The sequence below is a fragment of the Candidatus Bathyanammoxibius amoris genome, from assembly GCA_024451685.1.
GTDB classification, from domain to species: Bacteria; Planctomycetota; Brocadiia; order Brocadiales; family Bathyanammoxibiaceae; genus Bathyanammoxibius; species Bathyanammoxibius amoris.
Genome location: JAMXCW010000017.1, coordinates 22366 through 43516 on the forward strand (window position 1 = coordinate 22366; position 21151 = coordinate 43516).

The 21151-nt window shown below is 50.8% G+C and carries 14 protein-coding genes and 1 tRNA gene; 3 read left to right on the top strand and 12 right to left on the bottom strand.

Annotated features, from left to right (window positions below):
- Nucleotides 1–8: 8 nt before the first annotated feature.
- Nucleotides 9–671, bottom strand: a complete 663-nt coding sequence (locus NOU37_08780; protein ID MCQ4575326.1) for a lysophospholipid acyltransferase family protein — start codon at nt 669–671, stop codon at nt 9–11.
- Between the two features lie 384 nt (nt 672–1055).
- On the opposite strand from NOU37_08780, the gene NOU37_08785 reads away from it, so the two are divergent.
- The 3 genes from NOU37_08785 to NOU37_08795 all read left to right on the top strand — a co-directional run bounded on the left by NOU37_08785 (nt 1056) and on the right by NOU37_08795 (nt 4976).
- On the top strand, nt 1056–1373 hold the full coding sequence (locus tag NOU37_08785) for a hypothetical protein (protein ID MCQ4575327.1): 318 nt from the start codon (nt 1056–1058) through the stop codon (nt 1371–1373).
- Nucleotides 1374–1436: 63 nt separating this feature from the next.
- Nucleotides 1437–2564, top strand: a complete 1128-nt coding sequence (locus NOU37_08790) for an exonuclease SbcCD subunit D (GenBank protein MCQ4575328.1) — start codon at nt 1437–1439, stop codon at nt 2562–2564.
- Nucleotides 2565–4976, top strand: coding sequence for an SMC family ATPase (locus NOU37_08795; GenBank protein ID MCQ4575329.1), 2412 nt, complete (start codon nt 2565–2567; stop codon nt 4974–4976). It abuts the gene before it with no gap.
- A gap of 61 nt (nt 4977–5037) precedes the next feature.
- On the opposite strand, the gene NOU37_08800 is transcribed toward NOU37_08795, so the two are convergent.
- The 11 genes from NOU37_08800 to NOU37_08850 form a co-directional block, all read right to left on the bottom strand.
- Nucleotides 5038–6618, bottom strand: a complete 1581-nt coding sequence (locus tag NOU37_08800; GenBank protein ID MCQ4575330.1) for a DUF2851 family protein — start codon at nt 6616–6618, stop codon at nt 5038–5040.
- A 108-nt stretch (nt 6619–6726) separates the two neighbouring features.
- Entirely contained in the window at nt 6727–9243 is a 2517-nt protein-coding gene (gyrA, locus tag NOU37_08805; protein MCQ4575331.1) for a DNA gyrase subunit A, read from the bottom strand.
- Nucleotides 9240–11678 (bottom strand): DNA topoisomerase (ATP-hydrolyzing) subunit B, encoded by a 2439-nt coding sequence (gene gyrB, locus NOU37_08810; GenBank protein ID MCQ4575332.1) that lies wholly within the window; start codon nt 11676–11678, stop codon nt 9240–9242. Before gyrB ends, gyrA begins: the two co-directional genes overlap by 4 nt.
- 19 nt (nt 11679–11697) lie before the next feature.
- Complete coding sequence (locus NOU37_08815; protein ID MCQ4575333.1) at nt 11698–12003, bottom strand: DUF721 domain-containing protein; 306 nt, start codon at nt 12001–12003, stop codon at nt 11698–11700.
- Nucleotides 12004–13107 (bottom strand): DNA polymerase III subunit beta, encoded by a 1104-nt coding sequence (gene dnaN / locus NOU37_08820; protein ID MCQ4575334.1) that lies wholly within the window; start codon nt 13105–13107, stop codon nt 12004–12006.
- Between the two features lie 284 nt (nt 13108–13391).
- Nucleotides 13392–14705: a chromosomal replication initiator protein DnaA gene (gene dnaA, locus NOU37_08825; GenBank protein ID MCQ4575335.1), complete on the bottom strand. Its 1314-nt coding sequence runs from the start codon at nt 14703–14705 to the stop codon at nt 13392–13394.
- Between the two features lie 19 nt (nt 14706–14724).
- A complete protein-coding gene (locus NOU37_08830; GenBank protein ID MCQ4575336.1) occupies nt 14725–15894 on the bottom strand; it encodes a cysteine desulfurase in 1170 nt (389 codons plus the stop codon).
- Complete coding sequence (gene glnD / locus NOU37_08835) at nt 15891–18578, bottom strand: [protein-PII] uridylyltransferase (protein ID MCQ4575337.1); 2688 nt, start codon at nt 18576–18578, stop codon at nt 15891–15893. Before glnD ends, NOU37_08830 begins: the two co-directional genes overlap by 4 nt.
- A 22-nt stretch (nt 18579–18600) precedes the next feature.
- Complete coding sequence (glnA, locus tag NOU37_08840; protein MCQ4575338.1) at nt 18601–20013, bottom strand: type I glutamate--ammonia ligase; 1413 nt, start codon at nt 20011–20013, stop codon at nt 18601–18603.
- A gap of 3 nt (nt 20014–20016) precedes the next feature.
- A complete protein-coding gene (locus NOU37_08845) occupies nt 20017–20358 on the bottom strand; it encodes a P-II family nitrogen regulator (GenBank protein MCQ4575339.1) in 342 nt (113 codons plus the stop codon).
- A 684-nt stretch (nt 20359–21042) separates the two neighbouring features.
- Nucleotides 21043–21114, bottom strand: a tRNA-Thr gene (locus NOU37_08850).
- Nucleotides 21115–21151 lie beyond the last annotated feature (37 nt).

The window sequence follows — 21151 nt, forward strand, 5'->3', positions numbered from 1 at the left end:
CGGATGTCTCACTTTGCAACTGCCGCCTCGGCCTCGGCACCTAAACGAGTAAGGGTATCTTCCAGCAATTTCCGGTAACGCTCCATCTCTTCTTCGCCTGCGTCCGGCGGGACCATAATCGGTTCGCCAACGGCGATTACCACCTTCGAGAAGGGTTTCGGTATGCGGAACCCGTCCCAGCTCGGAAGCCGCCAGCAGTTGGAAAAGCCCGATGAGACGGGAAGGATGGGCTTCCCCGTCTTCTTGGCCAGAAAGATTACACCCGGCTGGACGTCTTCTCTGGGCCCTCTGGGGCCGTCCGGCGTTATCGCCAGAAAGCTGCCCTTCCGGGCCTCTCTTACAAGTTCTACCGTCGCCCTGGCCCCGCCGCGTGTGGTAGAGCCGCGAACCACCCCCAGGCCCAGACCGTTCACCACCCGCGCGATGTATTCCCCGTCGGTGTGTTCACTTATCAGCACCTTTATGTCCTGCCCCATACCCTTATACGCCATAACTAACATAGTGGAGTGCCAGAAGGCGATAATCACCTTCCCAAGCGCCCCTTCGCGGAACAGCCTGGGGCTGGTCAGCGGCCTTTCTTCTATCCTGAGCGTCCAGCACAGAAGCATTAAAACGATGGGGCCGATAAAGCCCACCACGGCCATGTTTATGTTTCTTACGAAATCTCTCATCTCGCACCCACCGCCATCATCATGGATTTAACACCCTCTTGCATACGAAATTCTTTGTAGGGACTGCCCTCGTGGCTGTCCGCGAACCCTCAAAACGACATCTGTGCAACGCTTTTCATCGGTCTCAAACGTCCGTCGCTCAAAGTATTTACCATGTCTTTCACAACCACACAAGCCATAATTTCGTATTCGCCTTGACTTGCACATTCAAAAGTATAAAATAACTGACACCTTCCATGCCGTGCTCGCTATAAGGTTTATACGACAACATAAGATGTACTCAACTCTTGCCCTGTAAAACACCTGACAGGAGTGTTCCCTCTATACTAGCGGAGGTAGATGTGGAATCTGAAGCTGCATATCATTTTGACTTAGGGAGACCCTATGTCGAAGAAGACAAAAATGTATGACAAAATACAAAAATCATTACTTGATTATGTTAAAACACTTAAGTTGCCTGTAGAAATGGAAAACTTTCATGCAATGGACTATATCAAACAAGATTTAAAAGAGACTATTCCCTTCAAAATGTTTATGGTAGTTCTGTATGATACTATACTAAGCGAACAAGTGACTGATGATACTCCGTTGATTAACAATGATTTGAGTATTGAAAATAGAGGATATGACAGAGTTATCGGTGTCAACGAAAACGTATTGAAAAAATACAACCTGACTTTTGACGGTGCGAGACTTAAATAGTGTGTAATATTTTGTATACTAGCACTTGTCTTATACGTGTAACATAACTCACGATTACGGCATATGAAACTAATTCACTTTTCTGATACACATTTAGGTTTTGCCGATTACACAAAAATAGACCCTGAAATGGGAATTAATCAAAGAGAGGCCGATGTCTATCGGGCTTTCTCTCAAGTTACTGAGTATATTGAAAAAAACCCTCCAGATATTATAATACATTCTGGCGACCTTTTTGAAACTCCCAGACCCTCTAATAGAGCCATCAACTTTGCTTTACGGGAGCTCTTTAAGTTATCTCAGATTGGAATCCCTCTAATCCTAATATCTGGTAACCACTCCGCACCGCGTGTGAAGAGTTCCAGCTCTATCTTCGAAGCGTTTAGAATCTTCGACAACGTTTACCCGGTATATAGCTCAAAATACGAGGAAATAGTTGTAAAAGATATTGCCTTTCATTGCATTCCTCACGTACCTACTGAAGAAGAACTTCATGCCGCTTTTGCGAGCATCAGGCCAAGCTTAAAAGCTAAATACAACGTAATAGTTTCTCACACTGGCGTAACCGCGGATGTTCAATATAAAATGGGAGAATTCAATGAGTTGATGACCCCCTTTGCAACTCTTGCAGAAAAGAAGAACTTTGACTACATTGCCCTGGGGCATTATCACAAGTATCACACGCTTACAAAAAATGCTTGTTATTCTGGATCTACAGAGCGTTTCAGCTTCCGCGAAGCAGACGAGAAAAAAGGATTTATCGAAGCTGATCTTAGCAATGGAAGATTTAAATTTATTCCTATAACCGTTCGAGAGATGGCAATATTTAATCCTATAGATTGCCAAGGTTTGAATGTTAAAGACATAGAATCTGAGGTTGAGATTCAAACTAAAGGAAAAACAAAAGACAAAATCGTTCAAATCACGTTTGATAATATTCAACGACACCTATACGTTGAACTAAACTTTCAGCGGCTGAAAAAAATAACCGCAGACGCACTCTATGCCAAATGGGTAATAAACTGGGCTGCCGAAAAAGGAATGGGTGTAATTCCAACAGCTATAGGAACACTACCTGCAGAGTTTGAGAATTTTCTACACCTTCAAAAGTTCAAAGATTTAAACAAAGAAAAGCTTTTAAGAATGGGCCTGTCTTATCTATCCAGTGTACAAGAGCAAGAGGAAGCATAAATGTTCTTAAGGACCCTCAAACTAAGAAACTACAGGAAATTCAGAAATGAAATGATCGAATTCCCTGAAGGTGTAATTGGCATTATTGGTCCTAATGGCGTTGGGAAGTCTTCTATTTTAGAAGCTATAGGATGGGCACTCTACGGTAACGTGATGGCGCGAACAGAAAAACATGAGGTAAAAAGTCAGAATGCTACCGCGAACGAAGACTGCCGTGTTGAACTTGAGTTTGATATGACTGGACACTGTTATAAGGTTATAAGGGAACTCAAAGGGGGAAATGCTTTTTCCAACGCTCTGATTTATGCAAATGGAAACTGCGAGCCCGAAGCACAGAGAGATAGTGGTGTGAATGAATACCTTAAGAACCTTCTTGGGATGGACTATGTGACCTTCTTAAGGACAATCTATGCCAAGCAAAAAGACCTCGCTGCTCTTTCTCTGTTGCGCCCAGAAGAGAGGAAAAAAGTCATACGGCGGATGCTCAACATTGACCGTATTGACATTGCAATTACCCAGATAAGATCCGACAAAAGACAGAAAGAGGATTACATAAAAGGTATCGAAATAAGTCTTGAAGATGTTGAAGAGTTTAAAGCAAGGCGGAAGAAAATATTGAGTGAACAGGTGGAAATAAAAAAGAGTATCTCTGAACTGAATGCGACAGTTAGCTTGCTTTTAGAGGAAAGGGTAAAAATAAAGAAAGAAAAGAGTATTCAAGATCAAAAATATAAAACCTTCAATGAACTTGGCAAGCAAAAAGCACTGCTTCATGAAAAACAATCATCTTTGAAGAAACAACTTGAAGAATGCTTCAATGACAAAAAGGAACTAGAACAAAAGAACAAAGAGTTGAAGAACCTTAAGCCTAAAGAGCAAGAGTACACCAAAATAAAAGCCGAAAATAAAAAACAAGAAGAGCTGCGCCTTAAATATCAGGCCAAAGTGGAGCTAAAGGAAAATGTTTCTGAAAAGAGAGAAGACATAAAAGATAGGGAGAAAAAATTAAGTGCAATAATGGAGAAGCTGAAGGCCTTTGAAAATGTGGATAAGGAATTTAATAAAATAGAGAAAGACATGCGCTCCAGAGAGCAAAAGAGAAGAATTATTGAAAAAAGAGCTAAAAAAAATCATGGAGAGTCAGAAGTTTTAAAATCAAAAATCGAGGAGCTTTCCTTAAAGAAAAACGATATTTCCAAGCTTGGCCCAGGTAGCAAATGTCCCACCTGTTTCAGAGAATTGGGGAAGACCCACCCTGATATAATTCGGCACATTGAAAGCGAGAAAAAAGCTTATCGCAAGGAACTTGAAGTAATAAATCAGCAAAAATATGGGATCGACAAAAAACACAAAAACATTCTGGGAGAATTAGATGCGCTCGTGGGGAAAAAGAATAAAATAATCCAAAAGCTGAAGAAAAAATCAGAATTGGACCAATCGCTAAAGGAGCAACGAGATGAGCTGAAAAATGTTGAGTTAAATCTAAGTAAAAACGAAGAAAAGCTAAAAAAACTAAAGGAAATTAAGTTTGACAAGAAAATTTATGAACAACTAAGTAAGAGCTTTGAGAAGTTATCGAAGATTATGGAGAACGTTATTGCGTTAAGGAACGAGGTGCAGAGGATTCCCAAATTACTAGAAAAAACAAAATCACTAAAAATAGAAATTACTAAATCTGATAATGCCCTCAAAGTCAATAATCAAGAGCTTAAGGAATTGGGTTTCGACGGAGAAACGTATAATTATGTTAAAACTAAGTACGAAGAAGTCTCCGAAAGACTCAAAGGGCAGCAAATGAAACTTCAGGGGAAAAAACATCAAATGGAACTCTCCAAACAGGAGCTTGTAAGTGTCAATAAAGATATTAGGCGTCAAGAAAAATACAGGAAGGAAATAAAAAAGTCTGAAATCGATCTACAATATCTACAAAGGTTGGAAAGCCTTATAGAAGATTTTCGATTAGAATTGACTGGTAGAATTCGCCCACTACTTGAGTCCAAGGCTTCCTATCTCTTTAACGAAGTCACGGAGGGCAGATATCCTGCGATGGAACTTGACGAGAACTACGAGGTATCTATTCTTGACGGCAATCAGGCTTATCGGTTGAAGAGATTTTCAGGGGGAGAAGAGGACCTCGCTAACCTCTGTCTGAGGATCGCGATGTCTCAGGTCATTGCTGAACGCAGCGGCGGTGCAGAGATAAACTTCATCGCTTTAGACGAAATATTTGGCAGCCAGGACGAGAAGCGAAAGCAGAGCATCCTAAATTCCATTAATAGGCTTTCTTCTCAGTTTCGCCAGATATTTCTAATCACTCATATCGAAGACATTAAAGAGATGTTTTATCGGGTCTTAAGAATCGAAGAAAACCCAGTAACTAAAGAGAGCAGTATTATTATTGACCAGTTATGATAGGACAAGCACACACAAAGTAATACGGCCACCTACCGAAACGCATTGTTCAATATATTCCTTAAGCAGTCCCTCCTCTTGCTCTTCCATCCACCGCCATAAAAAACCCGCAGCGGTCGCAGCTTATGTCCTTCCGGTGGCAAAAGTCATGGAATATCTGATGAAGCCCCTGCTGCCTGCGGGCATTGTTCACTACTTTGGACAACCCCTCCGGCAGTACCCTGTTCGTCATAAACTTGACAACGCTGTCTGTAGAACACTTCCGGTGGCGCTTGTATGCCTCGTGCAACAGCGCTTCAAACCCTGAATCTTGATTTTTTCTGGCATACGTTAGAAGAAGCGGGAGGACGGCGTTTATAAAAATAACTGCCGCTCGCTCCCCCCCTATCAGTTTCGCCGGGGCCTTCAGCCTCTTGCCCCCAGGTGTCAGGTAGTATGACCAGAACTCGTCTTCTAGACCCGAAAAATAGGCTTCAATCTCTCTTGCAACCGTTGAGGCGGCGTTCGTCTTCTTACTCCTTGTCTCTTCAAGGATGGTAAGCAGGTCCTTAAAAATTCCTCCCTCAAGGCTCCCGGCCAACAGGTGGCTCATGGCGGCAATTCGTCTATGGGGCTGGTTTAACGGCCTGACACCTCCCCAGCGCCAGTCGCCATACCGCATCGGCTCCTTGTCCCACTTACACCTGATAACTTCATCCCAAAGGTGGGAAACTCTCTCGAGGTATTCTCTTGTCTCCCGGTCATAACCGTCTCCGGCCTTCCCCTGCCAGCCATATAAAACACCTCCCGCACCCAGGAGCATTGACTGTATCCAAACGTGCTTGTCTGACGGGTCTCGCTGAGTACCGCCTGTACCTGTCGGTATAAAACTCCTCAGGTCTTCAAGTGGCACTAATGCCGCAAGCTGCGAAAATTGCAACACGTTGCTCTTATACCCCATCGTCCTCATGAGGGCCTCATAAAGCACCTGTTCATACGTTTTTTCGTCCAGGTATTCCTCAAACCTTCTCGACTTGGAGAGTATCCGTTCGTCGCCCGCATGGTCCAGTATACGCTCAAGCGTCTCCGTGTGTATGCCTCCTTTTGCAAGGATGTCGCAGCAAGGGCCCGCAACGTATTTTGCAGTGTCGGGATATTCCGTGAGTCCATCCAGAAGCCCAGGGACGTCCTCCGGTGGTACAGTTATGTATTTGGACAGCGCCAGCTGCGGCAATTTTTTGTTTGTTACATCACTCACGTAGCCCTGGGAGATGTCGTTCCACATGACCACGTGAAGGCACACGTTTTTATATCCCTCTTGTTTGTGGTGGCCGTGGCGTTTCCAGTCGGTGGCGTTGATATGGACCTCGACGTCTCCCTTTATCCTCCCCACACCTTCCAGCAATATCTCGGCATCCAGGTGGTCGGGGCCGCCTTCTACGTTCCATCTCCCCGGTGAGATTACCTCAAGCCGCGCATTATCCTCCGTATACAATCTTGACGTGTCAAAATGCCCGCCAAACCACAGACAGCGCACCATCTCCTCGCTTATCCTCCTCGTCGCACCCCCGTAACCCCGGTCCCGGGGTTCACTGACGCCTGCCTTGCCCCGTACCAGAGTGGCGTAATTGTTGGAGAAACCTTGTGTTGGTTTGTATGCCATTAGTGTTTCATGCTATTTGCGGGGGCAGTCCCCTGTGGTTGCCCCAACAAACTAATGTTAAGGCGCGGGCCTTTTGGCGGGAAAGGGAAGTACTGGACGTTTCGGGGGTTATGGTTCCTGCCCGGCCGTGTCCGCAGGTTCATCGGAGGCGGTCTCTTCTAACGGTACCTCTACGGGCTCCTGCTCCCCGGGCGACCCCGGCAGCCTTTCTTCCGTAATGCGAGCCAGTGAGACCAGGCGGTCGTTCTTACCCAGAGACACAATCCTCACGCCCTGTGTGCTCCGGCCAATCGTGGAAATAGCCCCGGCACTGATGCGTACTACCTTGCCGCCGGCCGTCAGGAGCATAAGCTCGTCCCCGTCTCGCACCCTGGCAAGGGCCACAACTTTTCCGTTACGCTCGTTCGTCCTTATATTTAGCACACCCTGGCCCCCTCTGCCGCGGGCCGTGTACTCGCTGAAGGCCGTGCGCTTGCCGAAACCCCTCTCACATACCGTCAACAGGGTCGCCCCTTCTTCAACGACTACCAGCCCCTTTACCCTGTCATCTCCGATAAGGCGAATCCCCCTTACGCCTGCCGCGGCCCTGCCCATGGCCCTGACTCCCTTTTCGAGGAATCTTATCGCCTTGCCCTGCTCCGTCCCGATAATCAGCTCATCGTCACCACCGGTCAGGCGCACGCCGACAAGCCTGTCGCCCGGGTTCAGCCTGAGCGCAATGATGCCGCCCCGCTTCGGCCTGCTGAACTCGGTCAGCGGCGTCTTCTTTATGGTCCCCTTCTCTGTTACCATAACCAGGCGGCGGCCGTCGAACTCCCTGACGGGGAACATGGAGGTTATACTTTCCCCTCCCCTGATCCCCAGCAGGCTACCGATGGACCTGCCCCGGGCAAGACGGCCCATCTGAGGGATATCGTAGACCTTCTGCCAGTAGACCCGGCCGAGGTCCGTAAAGAACAGGAGATAATCGTGCGTGGACGCAATGAACAAATGCTCCACGAAGTCCCCCTCCTCCAAGTCACCGCCGATAACACCCTTTCCGCCCCTGCCCTGCCGCCTGTACGTCGTAAGCGGCATCCTCTTGACATAACCCTGATGTGTCAGGAGCACGGCCATGTCCGCTTCGGCAATGAGTTGTTCCTTTCTGAACTCCTCCACCTCTCCCCCTATATCGGTGCGCCGCGCGTCGCCGAACTTTTCCTTAATTTCCTGAATCTCCTCACGTATTATGTTCAGAACAAGTTCCTCTTTTGCCAGGATGTCTTTGTAGTGGCCTATGTCCTTGCGTAACTGGCCGTATTCTTCCTCCAGTTTGGCGTGTTCCAGGGAGGTCAGCCTCTGCAGCCGCATGTCCAGTATGGCGCCGGCCTGTATCTCTGAGAGCTTAAATTTTTCCATAAGTGCGGCCTTTGCATCGGCCGTGGTCGCCGCGGACTTAATGACGGCGATTACTTCATCGATATTCTTAAGCCCTATCCTCAGGCCTTCGACGACGTGGGCCCTTTCCTCGGCCTTCCTCAGTAGGAAGGCGATCCTTCGCCGGATTACCTCCATACGGTAGTCTCTGTAGTTCAGGAGAAAGTCCTTCAGGCTGAGGGTCTGCGGCTTGCCGTCCACCAGCGCGATCATTATTATGCTGAAGCTGTCTTGCAGTTGGGTGAGCTTGTAAAGCTGGTTAATGACGACGTCTTCTTCCTCGCCACGTTTCACTTCGATAACCAGGCGGCTGCCTTCCCTGTCGCTTTCGTTGCGGATGTCGGAGATACCCGTAATCTTGTCTTCCTTTACAAGATTGGCTATCTTCTCTATGATCTTCTCCCTGTTGAGCTGATACGGGATCTCTGTGACAACAATCTGCTTTTTCCCCCCTTTGATCTCCTCCATGTGGAGCCTCGCCCTGACGGTGATAGTCCCCCTGCCGGTCTTGTAGCCCCGTTCAAGCCCTCCCGTACCGCAGATAATACCTCCGGTTGGAAAATCGGGCCCCCTGATAATGGTTAGAAGCTCATCGATACTTACATCGGGGTCGTCGAGCACCTTCAGTATGCCGTTACATACCTCCCCCACGTTGTGAGGGGGGATGCTGGTCGCCATGCCGACGGCGATGCCGGTGCAGCCGTTGCACAAAAGGTTGGGGAACCTGGAGGGGAGCACGGTGGGTTCCAGTCTGGTCCCGTCGTAGTTCGGGACGTAGTCTACTGTACCCCTTTCCAGGTCCTCGAGTATCTCCATGCTTGCCGCCGTGAGTCGCGCCTCTGTATACCTCATGGCGGCCGGCGGGTCGCCGTCGATGGTACCGAAATTGCCCTGCCCCTTGATAAGAGGATACCTGAGGTTGAAGTCCTGGGCCATTCGCACAAGTGTCGGATAAACAACCTGCTCCCCGTGCGGGTGGTAGTTGCCGGTCGTGTCTCCCGCTATCTTGGCGCACTTTCTGAACTTCGACCTCGGGCCGAGACCGAGGTCGTTCATGGCCACCAGTATCCTCCTCTGCGAGGGTTTCAGCCCGTCCCTTGCGTCAGGCAATGCCCGGCTCACGATGACGCTCATCGCGTACGTCAGGTAGGAGACCTTCATCTCCTCCTCAATAAACAACTCTCTTATGTTCTCTCGCGCCTCTATCATACGTCCAGTTGTTTCACCTCCAGGGCGTGATGCTCAATGTATTCCCGTCTCCTCTGTACGTCCTTACCTACCAGTATGGTAAATATCTGGTCTGCCTTGTAGCCGTCCTCGATCGTAACCTTCAGCAGTGTCCTCGTCGTGGGGCTCATTGTCGTCTCCGCCAGCTCTTCGGCGTTCATTTCGCCCAAGCCCTTGTACCGTTGCACGTCAAGCCCTTTCCTGCCGAGCTCCCGCAGCCTGCGTAAAATCTCGCTTAGCGTGCAGGCGGGCACTTCCACGCCGTCGGATATAAGTTTGAACTTGGGCTCCTTCTCTTCCGCGCCACCCAAATAATCTTCCGGCGCGAACCCCTTGCTCTCCAGGTCTGCAATAAGTTTTTCCAGTTCCTTGCTCTCGTGAAAGACGGTAGCCTCCGGGATCCCGTTCTCCACCTCCCCTTCGGGTAAATCTTCCTTCTCTATTATCTCGATGTCCTTCTCCCGTCTCTGGAGCTCTTTAATGAAGTTGTTGTATTCTTCGTCGTGGTAGAAATACTTCTCCTCTCCGCTCAAGCTGACCATGTACAGCGGCAGGGAAGAGTCTTTCGGGTTTCTATGCTTGAGAAACCCGTCCAGGGTGAAACCCTTCTTCTCCATGAGACGGGCCTGTTCTTCCATCTTTACAAGCAGGCGGATGACCTCCCTGAGTTCCTGGCTGCCTATCTCTTCGCCGCCATCTTTGAGCATCTTTGTGCCGTCGGCACCAAGCTCCAGCAGGGCATCACCCAGTTCTTTATCATTGTAGAGGTACTCCCGCTTCTTCTTTCGCGTTATCTTGTACAGGGGAGGCTGAGCGATGTAGATGTTTCCCCTCTCAATAAGGTCTTTCATCTGCCTGAAAAAGAACGTGAGAAGTAAGGTGCGGATGTGCGCCCCGTCTACGTCCGCGTCTGTCATTATGATTATCTTTCCATAGCGCAGGTTTTCTGCTTTAAAGTCGTCCGTACCGATACCCGTACCCAGGGCGCTGATGAGGGTGCAAATTTCCTCGTTGGAGAGCATCTTATCTACCCTGGCCTTCTCCACGTTCAGGATGACACCTTTAAGCGGCAGTATGGCCTGAAATATCCTGTCCCTGCCCTGTTTGGCCGTCCCTCCGGCCGATATCCCCTCGACCAGGAAGAGCTCGCTACTGTCTATCTCTTTGGTGGAACAATCCGCAAGTTTACTGGGCAGGTTTGCGCCGCTTAAGGCGCCTTTTCGCCTGGAGAGGTCTCTGGCCTTCTTCGCCGCCTCCCTGGCACGGGCCGAGTCAATGGCCTTGTTTATGATGGCCTTGGCGCAGCCGGGGTTTTCCTCGCAGTAAGTGCCCAGGCGGTCATTCAGTATCGTCTCGACGATACCCTGTATCTCTCTGTTGCCCAGCTTGGTCTTTGTCTGTCCCTCAAACAAGGGGTCGGGGACCATCAGACTTACAATGGCCGTGAGACCCTCCAGGTAATCTTCTCCCGCCGGGGGCCTCCCCTCTTTGAGCAGGCCGAGGCTTTTTGCGGCGTTGTTGAGCGTCCTGGTCAGCGCACCCTTGAAACCGCTTAGGTGTGTTCCTCCCTCCAGCGTACATATATTATTAACGAAGGAAAAGATGTTCTCCGAGTAGCTGTCGTTGTACTGAAACGCGACCTCAACGATCACGTCTCCTTCCCTCTTCTCTATATGGACTATGTCTTCATGTATTGGCTCTTTGCCTGAATTCAGCTCCTCAATAAACGCCTTTATGCCGCCCTGGTATTTGAAGGACTCGCTTTTATCGGTCCGCTCGTCCGACACGTTTATTTCGAGGCCCCCGTTCAAAAAAGACAGTTCCTTCAGCCTTTTTACGATGATGTCGTACTTGAAGTCCATGTCCTCGAATATCTCCGGATCCGGTTTAAATACGATTTTTGTCCCCTGCCTCTTGGTCGTGCCTCTGTTCTCAAGCGGAGTGACGGGGTTTCCCCTTTCATATCGTTGAAAGTAGACCTGCCCGTCCCGTCGCACTTCAACCTCTAACCACTCGGTAAGCGCATTGACTACTGAAACACCTACCCCGTGAAGACCGCCGGAGACCTTGTAAGAGCCGTGCCCGAACTTCCCCCCCGCGTGGAGTGTGGTCATAACGACCTCTACCGCAGGCTTTTTCATCTCCACATGCTGGTCCACGGGGATGCCCCTGCCGTCGTCTACAATAGAGATGCTACCGTCGGCGCTGATCTTAACGTTTATGGCCTCGCAGAAACCGCCGACCGCTTCATCCACGCTGTTCATCACTACTTCTTCAACAAGGTGGTGGAGCCCTCTTGTGCTCACGTCGCCTATGTACATCGCCGGTCTCTTGCGGACGGCTTCTATCCCACCCAGTACCTTTATTGCCGTAGCGTCGTACTTCTCAATGTGCGTTGCTCTCTCTACCTGCACCATTCTCTCCTGCTCCCTCCTGCTAATCCTTTGCCAGCCGAAGCTTTATGTCCGCCAAACGTACCTTGTTAAGCTTCTCCTGCATTTCCACCCTCAGCTCCTCTTGGTTCATGCCCGTAAGCTCTTGGAGCAACGCCGACGAGTCAACTTCTACGTATAGACTCCCCCTTCGCAGACCCTTTATCCTTGTGTGGCAAGCCATCTCCTCTCCAATTGTTTTACTCCAGGCGGCTAGGAGTTCTTGTCGCTTGCCGTCCCCCAGCGGTTTAAGCTTTTTTACCACACTCATTAAGACCTCGGACATCACTTTCTCTTTTGCTTTTCCCACCTAAGCCTCCGACAACCTTATCGGCATCAGGACGTAGAGGTAATCCCTGCCCATCCTTAGTGTCGCCGCCGTGTTCGCATCTTTGAGGCCGATTTTTACCATCCCCTTGCCTATTGCCTTTAGGCCGTCCAGCAGGAAATCAGGGTTAAGGCCTATCTCCATCTCCTTGCCGCTATAATTCACGCTGATTCCGACCACTCCTTCACCAATGTCCGGCGTCTGGGCTGAGATAGAGAGGCTGTTCTTCTGCAACTTCATCTTTACGACACACCTCTCTTCCGTGGTAAGGAACGCTGCCCGGCGTACTGCCCCGGCAAGTTCTTCTGCATCCACTTCCAGCCTCTCAGCGTCTTCCTTTGGTATGGCCTCCTCATAATTGGGATACTGTCCCTCGATTAACTGGCTGTACACTATTGCATTTTCAGTTTTTGCTACCATATGTGTCTCTTCCAGCTTGATTTTTACCGGGGTTGTAGTTTGCGCGGCTATCCTTGGAAGCTGCTGTATCCCTTTCGCCGGCACGATACTGTTGCATGAAACCCCACCCTTGTTAGCAACCTTTTCTTTAACATACGCCATTCTTCTCCCGTCCGTAGCAACCATACTTGCTACGTCTCCCTTTATCCCAAGCAACACCCCGGTCATTGTATGTCTCAGACGCTCACTGGCACAGGCAAACACCGTTTTCCGGACCATGTCTTGTATCTTTTCTGGCTCTATCTCAAAGTAATTCCCCTCAGTAAAGGTGGGAATTGACGGAAACTCCTCTGGGTCGTACCCCAAAAGCTTGAAATTACACCCCTTTCCCGACAGACGACATGTTCTCTCCTTTACCTCCAGAGAAACTTCCCCTTCCGTCCACTCTTGGAAAAGCCCTATCAGTCTGCTGCCTGGGAGGACAACCTTACCTGGCTCCAAGATCTTTTCAGGCTCTATGAGATACCTTATCCCTACCTCCAAGTCTGTGCCCGAAAGCTCCAGTTTATCATTAATTGTCTCCAATTTTACCGCTTGAATAATCGGTTTTGTGGTTGAACTGCTTATTACATTACTTATTACCTTTAGTCCTTCGTGTAGTTTATTGCTGGAGCAGAGGATTTTCATTTTACTGGTCTCTTTTGTTAAGGTTATTTATATTATAATTTCTATATTACTTATTCTTAAGGACTGTAGGTTTGTGGATAAACCACTGTGTTTTTCCACAACACGCTACTGTCACATGACTTGTGGTACATCAAGATTGTTGACAAAATGTAAATAAACAGCCATATCTATATACGAAAAACCGCCACAGCCCCTAGAATCTCTCCAGAAGCAGCAAGAGGTCTTCACGCGACCGACTAAAAAGGGCAGGGTTATCCACAGGTTATCAACAGAGTGTGAATAGGTCATGAGGCTCCCGTATGGAGATCTTTCTCTATCCCATCTAAAAGTTGTGAAAAGTCTTTATCCACGGATTTCATGGTTTTAACCTTTTCCTCGGCATGAATCACGGTACTGTGGTCGCGACCCCCAATATATCCTCCTATTTCTTGAAGCGACAGCTGGGTATGTCTCCGGGCCAGAAACATGGCAACCTGTCTGGCCAGAGCGGTAGACCGCTTTCGACTTCTGGACTGAAGCTGCTGGAGAGAGATATCGAAGGAGGTTGCGACAGAGGCCATTATTTTTTCTATATTGACGGGGCTCAGGCCTTTCTTTGAAAATTCACTACTTATCTGGTGCGCTATCGCTTCCGGGGAGGCGGAAGGGTCAATGGCCGCGCAACGGGAAAACCTGATAATAGCACCTTCAAGCTCACGCACGTTATCCGTCACTCCTTCGGCAAGTATCCTTGCCGCCTCCGGCGGCACGCAGAGGTTCGAGAGAGAGGCCTTTTTCTCTATTATTGCGGTGCGGGTTTCAAAGTCGGGCGGCTCTATCCTTGCCAGCAGACCCCATTTAAATCTGGAAACCAGGCGCTCCTCAATCTCCGAGATGTCTTCAGGTGAACAGTCGCTTGAGAGGATAATCTGCTTTTGTGAGTTATATAAGGCGTTGAACGTGTGGAAGAACTCCTCTCTCGAGCGGGGAGAACGGGAGATAAAGTGAACGTCATCGATAACCAGCACATCCAGACCACGGTATGTATTGCGAAAACTCTCCCAGCGCTCAGTCTTTACGGTGGCGATAAAGTGGTTTACGAAACTTTCGCAGGGAAGATACAATATTCTTGAGCTGGGGTTTTTTTCAATGAGCGAGAGGCATATCGCGTGGAGGAGGTGGGTTTTACCCAGACCGACGCCTCCCTGCAGAAAAAGGGGGTTGTAGGCCTTACCGGGAGACTCGGCGACCGCGGCTGCGGCGGCATGGGCGAGCCTGTTGGAAGGGCCCACCACGAAATTTTCGAACAGATACTCCCTGTTAAGGTAACTGCTGGACTCTACAGAGGGGGGAGTCGACAGGTCGCTTTCTATGGTAAATTTTACGTCCCCTAGACCCCCTGACACAGACGACAGAACCTCCTCAATGAGCCCCCTGTAACTCTGAGAAAGCCACTCCTTGTGATACTGGCTGGGCACCCGGAGCTCTATCATGCTGTTGTCCCCCTCGCGGGCGACTGGTTTAATGTGGGCGAACCAGGTCTGAAACTGTTGAGGGGTTAGCCGCCCCTTCAGCTCTTCAAGGACCTTTGGCCACACTTCCCGCATCTCTTTGGTCATGATATTGCCTTTTTTGATATCAGACAGCTACGGAACGAAGTTGATGAACAACCGCTCCGAGCGTCTTAACCGCAAGTTTAACATCGGTTATGGTATTATCCCTTGCCAGGGAAAATCTAATGGAACTTAGGGTGTCTGAACGAGAGAGGCCCATGGCAAGGAGCACATGAGAGGCCTCCAGCGCCCCGGAGACACAGGGGTTGCCCGCGCCCACACAGACCCCCGCCATGTCCAGGTTAAGAAGAAGGGCCTCGGCCTCCATACCCTCAAACCCCAGGCACAGGTTCCCTGCAAGACGGAGCGTATCGTTTTTGGGGCCGTTTAGCCTCACGTTACACCCGAGAGACAAAATTCCCTCAAGAAGGCGGTCGCGTAAGGACGTAACGTGAGACAGATTGTCCTGCAGGTTATCCGTCGCCAGCTCAAGTGCCCTGGCCATGCCTGCGCAGGCTGCAAGGTTCATCGTGCCGGGCCTTAAAGCGGACGGTCCGGGTCCACTGTAAGTAGTGGGGGTCATACGGGTGCCGGAGCGGACATATAGTGCGCCGAGGCCTTTGGGCCCATGAAACTTGTGGGCCGAGAGGCTGAGCAAATCCACTCCCATGTCTGCCGGGTGTACAGGTATCTTTCCGGCGGCCTGTGCGGCGTCGGTATGGAACGCGATTCCGCGTGACCGCACTATGTCGGCAATATCCCGGACAGGCAGTATGGCGCCCGTTTCTCCCTCAGCGAGAATAAGCGATATAAGAATTGTTTTGTCATTTATAGCCCGGGCGACGTCTTCAGGATCTATCAAACCTTCCTCGCTGACGGGGAGGCGGGTAACCGTAAACCCTTGCTCTTCGAGGGCCTCACATGTGCCAAGGACGGACGGATGTTCTATGCGGGAGGTTATGATGTGATTGCCTTGCCGGTTATACGACCGCGCGGCGCCAAGCAGGGCGATGTTATTGGCCTCCGTGGCACCACTGGTGAAAACGATCTCCTCTTCCCTGACACCGAGGCATCGTGCGATGCGCGCGCGGGATGTGCTTAACACCCTCCTGGCCTCTCTGCCGGCGGAGTGCATCTGGGTGGCAACTCCCCCGTACTGTTTTTCGCAACGATACATCTCCTCCAGTACCAACGGGTCAACACGGGTAGTGGCGGCGTTATCTAAATAGACCCTGTTCGTGCAGTTCGTCTTCATCGCGGCTTTGCTTCCGTACAGGCCTTAACGAGGGCGCCTTTTATCTGTGCCAGTCTTTCCTCTTCGAGAACCTTGGTCCGGCGGTCCTTCTCTGTAACGTAAAAGACGTCAATGGCCTGATCCTGTTTGGTTGTAATCTTGGCAAAGTGTATGTCCAGGCCACAGTCCGCGAGGCACAGGCTGATGGTGTAAAGTAGTCCCTCCCTGTCGGGACTTACCGTATCTATGATGGTATACTGCGGGCTTGATTTGTTGTCTATATACACCCTGGGGGGCGGTTTCTCGCCGGAGGTACGTTTCCCGGGGATGACGCGCCTCGTACGCGAGCGCAACATCTCGGCAATAGATTTTTTGCCGGCAAAGACCGCTAAAAAATCCTCGCAGACCTCGCGGCGGAGCTTGTCGGTAACGAGCAGGTCCTCGACGGGCACGACGCGGAAACGGTCCAGGATGATGCCGTCCCTGCGGGTGTAGGCCCGAGCACTTATAATGTTAAACCCTCTGGCCGCAAAGACCCCTGATATCTGGGAGAACCTGGCAGGCCGGTCCTCAGTAGAAAGCCACACCTCGATGAAATTGTCTGCCCGGGAGAAGTTCAGTGTGACGGGGACCTTGTCTTTTTTGAGTTTCTGTATCAGCTCCAGGTGGATGACCGCCTCTTTCGGCGTTACCTCCAGGATATATCTCGGTGGGACCATGTCGTAGTGCTTCAGGGCCTCTTTTTCCATACCCCTCGCGCGCGCAAGCTCCAGGAACTCTTCCTTGAACGCCTTCTGGCTTTTTACCGCGCTTCTGTCCGCTCCTTCAGAGAGGATTATGGCGGTCTTCTGGTACAGTTCCCACAAAAGGGAGTCATGCCAGGCAAACCAGTATCCGCTTGATTTGATGTCGGCATATGTGAGCAGGTACAGGAGCTTGAGGTTTGTAAGGTCCCCGACCTTTTGGGCAAAGGCCACCAGGGTGCCCTCTTCTCCGGGGTCACGGCGTTCGAAGAGATACGCCATCTCCAGGTGGTTCTCTACCAGGAACTCGAGCAGCTTTGCGTCGCTTTCTTCGAGACAGAGCCTCCTTGCGATAGCAGGGATGATTGCCGCTCCCAGAAGTGCATGGTAAGGCCCCCTCGGTTTACCGATATCGTGAAACAGGAGCGCAAGCCTCAGCACGGCCTGCATTTTTGTTTCTTCCAGGAGTCTTCTTTTTTGTACCTTTTCCGGACGGTCTTGCTGCCACAGCCGGTCTATTACACCGATTGCCCGCAGGGAATGTTCATCGACCGTGTACCCGTGAAAACAATCGAAATGGACAAAGCCCACAAGGTCGTCAAACTCGGGGATGTATTTACCCAGCAACCCGCAATCCCGCATGTGGGACAGGATCTTTGAGACGTTACCGGTACCCTCCAGGATGCCCATAAACAATTTTGCCACCTCCGGGTCGTTCCGGAAACCGTCGTCTACCAGCCAGAGGTGTTCGTACATGAGCTTCAGGGCCTGCTGGCTCGGTTCCAGGTGATGTCTCTGGGCGGCAAGAAGGAACGCCATCATCTTTTTTGCCTTCCAGGGGCCGCTGAGAGCGTCTTCACGGCTGAAATAGAGCTTCTTCCCTATCTGGACCATTTCAGACCCCATAGGCCTCCGTAGCGGGCCTCTGGGGGCCGCAGGAGCCCGGCAGAGGCCTTCAAGGTGGGCCAGGATAGTATTCAGGTGGAAGTGTATCTTTCCGGCCGCTGTGAAGTAATCCTTCATCAGCCCCGTCGCGCCCGGCGTTCCGTCCGTCTCCTCATATCCCAGTGCCTGCGCCACCTCTTCCTGGAGCGCGCGTTCCAGCACGTCGTGCCTCTTCTTTGATATGATGTGGAGCTGTGTGCGTATGCGAAGTATCTGGTCAACGGCCTTCCGGAGTGAGAGCTGTTCCTCTTCCTTTAGCAATGGAAGCTGGCCGCTGAACCGGGAGGGCAACAGCCGGGACAACCGCAGCATCCAGAAAATCACCTGCGCATCCCTGAGCCCGCCGGGGTCTTCTTTGACGTTAGGTTCAAGGAGGTAAGGGGACATGCCCCTCGAGTGGTGCCTGTTGCGGGCCTCTTCGATCCTGTTTGATATATAGGAGAACAGGTTGCCGGAGAAGAATTTCAGGAGTACATCGTTTTCAAAGTGTTCAAACAGGGACTTATCTCCGGTGACATATCTGCTCTCTAAGAGGGAGGTGGCGGCAATATGGTCTTTTTCCATCACCCGCAGGCAGTCTTCCGGATTTCTGCACGTGTGGTGCGCCCCCACGCCGGAGTCCCATAAAAGCTGTAACACCGTACTCATCAGGTGTTCCACGTGGGCAGTGGGCGTCTGGCCTGAGTGGAAGAGCATAAGGTCTACGTCGGAAAAGGGGTGTAACTCCTGCCTGCCGTAACCGCCGGTGGCTATCCAGACCACCGGCACCTCCTTCTCGCCGGAGGTCTCTTGTGCGTACCGGTGTGCGGAGACGATGACGGTGTCTATCAGTTCGGCATGTCTCCTGGATATAACCCTTCCCGGCGCGCCTTCACGGTGGAGTTCATCGGTAACGGCCTTTTCCTGCCGGACAAAGTCCTTGAGTCCTTTCAGGAACTGTTTCCTTCCGGGCCGCTTCCCCTGCTGGTTGAAAGAGGGCGCTTTGGGACTTAAGACGGTTGTTTCTTTAAAGGTCACTGTGCAAAATGTGCTGTAGAGTTTAGACGTCGTAATATAAAGAAAACTCATACGGGTGAGGACGGAGCTTGATGGGCTCAAGCTCGTGTGTCCTTTTGTAAGAGACCCATGTCTCTATAACATCCTGGGTGAAAACGTCTCCTTTAAGCAGAAATTCATGATTTTCTTCCAGGGCGTCAATGGACCTTGCCAGCGACTCCGGTGTAGCGGGCACCTTTGCCAGTTCCTCCGGCGGCAGGTCGTATATATCCTTGTCCAGGGGCTTGCCCGGGTCCAGTTTGTTTTGTATGCCGTCGATTACGGCCATTGTTATGGCGGCAAAGGCGAGGTATGCGTTGCAAGAGGGGTCGGGTGTCCTGAACTCTATCCTCGTCGCCTTGGGGTTGTGGCTGTACATCGGTATCCTGATTGCCGCGCTCCTGTTTCTGGAAGAGTAGGCCAGGTTTATGGGCGCTTCATGCCCCGGGGCCAGTCTCTTGTAGGAGTTCGTGGTCGGGTTGGTGAACGCCAGAAGGGCGCTGGCGTGATGCAGTATCCCGCCGATGGCGTACATGGCCAGGTCACTGAGGCCGGCGTAACCGTCGCCCGCGAAAAGGGGTTCTCCGCCCTTCCAGAGGGAGACGTGGGTGTGCATGCCCGAACCGTTATCGCCCAGGATGGGTTTTGGCATAAAGGTCACCGTCTTGCCGTGCTTTCTGGCGGTATTTTTTACGATGTATTTGAACTGCTGTACCATATCGGCCGCCCTTACCAGCGTGCTGAACTTAAAGTTAATCTCGGCCTGGCCGCCCGTCGCCACCTCATGGTGTTGGCGTTCCACCGCTATGCCGCACTTTTCCATCGTCAGCATCATCTCTGAACGAATGTCCTGCAGGGAGTCTGAAGGGGGCAGGGGCTGATACCCCTCCATTAGGCCGATCTTGTAGCCGAGGTTCGGTTCCTCGTTTTCTCCCGTGGTCCACGGTCCTTCGGAAGATTCGATAAAATAAAACGAGTGGTTCGGCTGGTGGCTGTAGCGTATGCTGTCAAAGATAAAAAATTCCGGCTCCGGGCCGAAGTAGGCCGTGTCGGCTATGCCGGTGGACTTCAGATACGTCTCCGCCTTACGCGCGATGTTGCGGGGGTCTTTTGAGTAATTCTCTCTGGTGATAGGTTCCACGATGTCGCAGGTAAACGCTAACGTGGGAGTCGCCAGAAAGGGGTCCATTACCGCGGAACCCGGGTCGGGCATGGCCAGGAGATCGCTCATATGGATGGGCTGCCAGGCGCGGAGACTCGAACCGTCGAAACCGAAGCCGTCTTCAAAGACCGCTTCCGAAAGTTCCGCGACCGGGATGGAAAAGTGGTGCCACTTCCCGAAGATGTCGACAAACCGGAGGTCTACCACACGGGCGCCCTTCTTCTTGCAAAATTCTACTGCTTCTTTCGGCGTCATTTTTTAGATTGCCTCCGGGCCCCTTTCGCCCGTCCTTATCCGTATCGCGTCGTGCAGCGGCAGGACAAAGACCTTGCCGTCGCCATCATCTTCTCCCAGTCTGCCCGCGCGGACGATTGCCTCTACCGTCGGCTCGAGAAAGGACTCGTTTACGGCTATCTCCAGCTTGACTTTTCTCACCGTATCGATAGTGTATTCCTGCCCCCGAAATGTCTCTGTGCGCTTTGTCTTGCCGCCCAGACCTTCCACGTCGCTAACGGTTAGTCTTACCACTCCGACCCCACAGAGGGCGTCTTTTACTGCCTCAAGTCTGGCGGGTTGAATAATGGCCTCTACCATCCACATAACCAAAGAGTCCATAGGCACTTAGGAAGGCTTGCCCGGTAAAGGAAGTGTGATAAAAAACCCAAGAAACTATTATACAATATACAGCCAAAAATACAAGCCGCAGACGAATAAAATATGCAGATAAAAACGGGACAAAATTTCAAAATAACACTGCCTGTTTATGGCAAACCGGGGCTTAAACTTGGATGGTAGCAGGGTGGCGGCGGAGAAAAAAGAGGCAAGAATATCTGAACTTGATAGATAAACTAATTATAGCGGCAGAGCTTTCCACCTCAGGCGAATTAATGTCGAGCAAGCTCCAACGCTACACAAGACATGAAAAGGGGTTTGAGTTTGAGTACTTGTGGGAATTAGGTCGGTTTTGTTTTAAATAAGTCGGTCAGCCTGAACAGGACGCGGGATACAAAACCGGTCTTATAGTCATCTTTTATGTGTTGCAGGAATTCTTTGACCCCCTCGTCACCCCAGGTTTGGCGTATGTACGGAATATGTTGAGGGATGTTAATGATATCGTGGCGCTCTCTGGCCAACCGTTCATTGGTGGGCCCGGGGTCCATCCATTCATGAAGTTCCTTAAACGTTTTTCCAGTTCTTTCTTTACTTAATTCTAGATGTTTCTTGACGGGGGGCATTTTTTATAAAGGAAATCTATTTTTGTTGCGGGTTAAGTTTGGGAAAAAGAGCCCACGGGGGGATTTGAACCCCCAACCCCGGCATTACGAATGCCGTGCTCTGCCGTTGAGCCACGTGGGCATTGAGGAAACGTATATTATTTTATGACGCTTAACAT

Excerpts from the sequence above, each read along its gene's own strand:
- NOU37_08780 (MCQ4575326.1), bottom strand. The coding sequence starts at position 671 with ATGAGAGATTTCGTAAGAAACATAAACATGGCCGTGGTGGGCTTTATC.
- NOU37_08785 (MCQ4575327.1), top strand. The coding sequence starts at position 1,056 with ATGTCGAAGAAGACAAAAATGTATGACAAAATACAAAAATCATTACTT.
- NOU37_08790 (MCQ4575328.1), top strand. The coding sequence starts at position 1,437 with ATGAAACTAATTCACTTTTCTGATACACATTTAGGTTTTGCCGATTAC.
- NOU37_08795 (MCQ4575329.1), top strand. The coding sequence starts at position 2,565 with ATGTTCTTAAGGACCCTCAAACTAAGAAACTACAGGAAATTCAGAAAT.
- NOU37_08800 (MCQ4575330.1), bottom strand. The coding sequence starts at position 6,618 with ATGGCATACAAACCAACACAAGGTTTCTCCAACAATTACGCCACTCTG.
- gyrA (MCQ4575331.1), bottom strand. The coding sequence starts at position 9,243 with ATGATAGAGGCGCGAGAGAACATAAGAGAGTTGTTTATTGAGGAGGAG.
- gyrB (MCQ4575332.1), bottom strand. The coding sequence starts at position 11,678 with ATGGTGCAGGTAGAGAGAGCAACGCACATTGAGAAGTACGACGCTACG.
- dnaN (MCQ4575334.1), bottom strand. The coding sequence starts at position 13,107 with ATGAAAATCCTCTGCTCCAGCAATAAACTACACGAAGGACTAAAGGTA.
- dnaA (MCQ4575335.1), bottom strand. The coding sequence starts at position 14,705 with ATGACCAAAGAGATGCGGGAAGTGTGGCCAAAGGTCCTTGAAGAGCTG.
- NOU37_08830 (MCQ4575336.1), bottom strand. The coding sequence starts at position 15,894 with ATGAAGACGAACTGCACGAACAGGGTCTATTTAGATAACGCCGCCACT.
- glnA (MCQ4575338.1), bottom strand. The coding sequence starts at position 20,013 with ATGACGCCGAAAGAAGCAGTAGAATTTTGCAAGAAGAAGGGCGCCCGT.
- NOU37_08845 (MCQ4575339.1), bottom strand. The coding sequence starts at position 20,358 with ATGTGGATGGTAGAGGCCATTATTCAACCCGCCAGACTTGAGGCAGTA.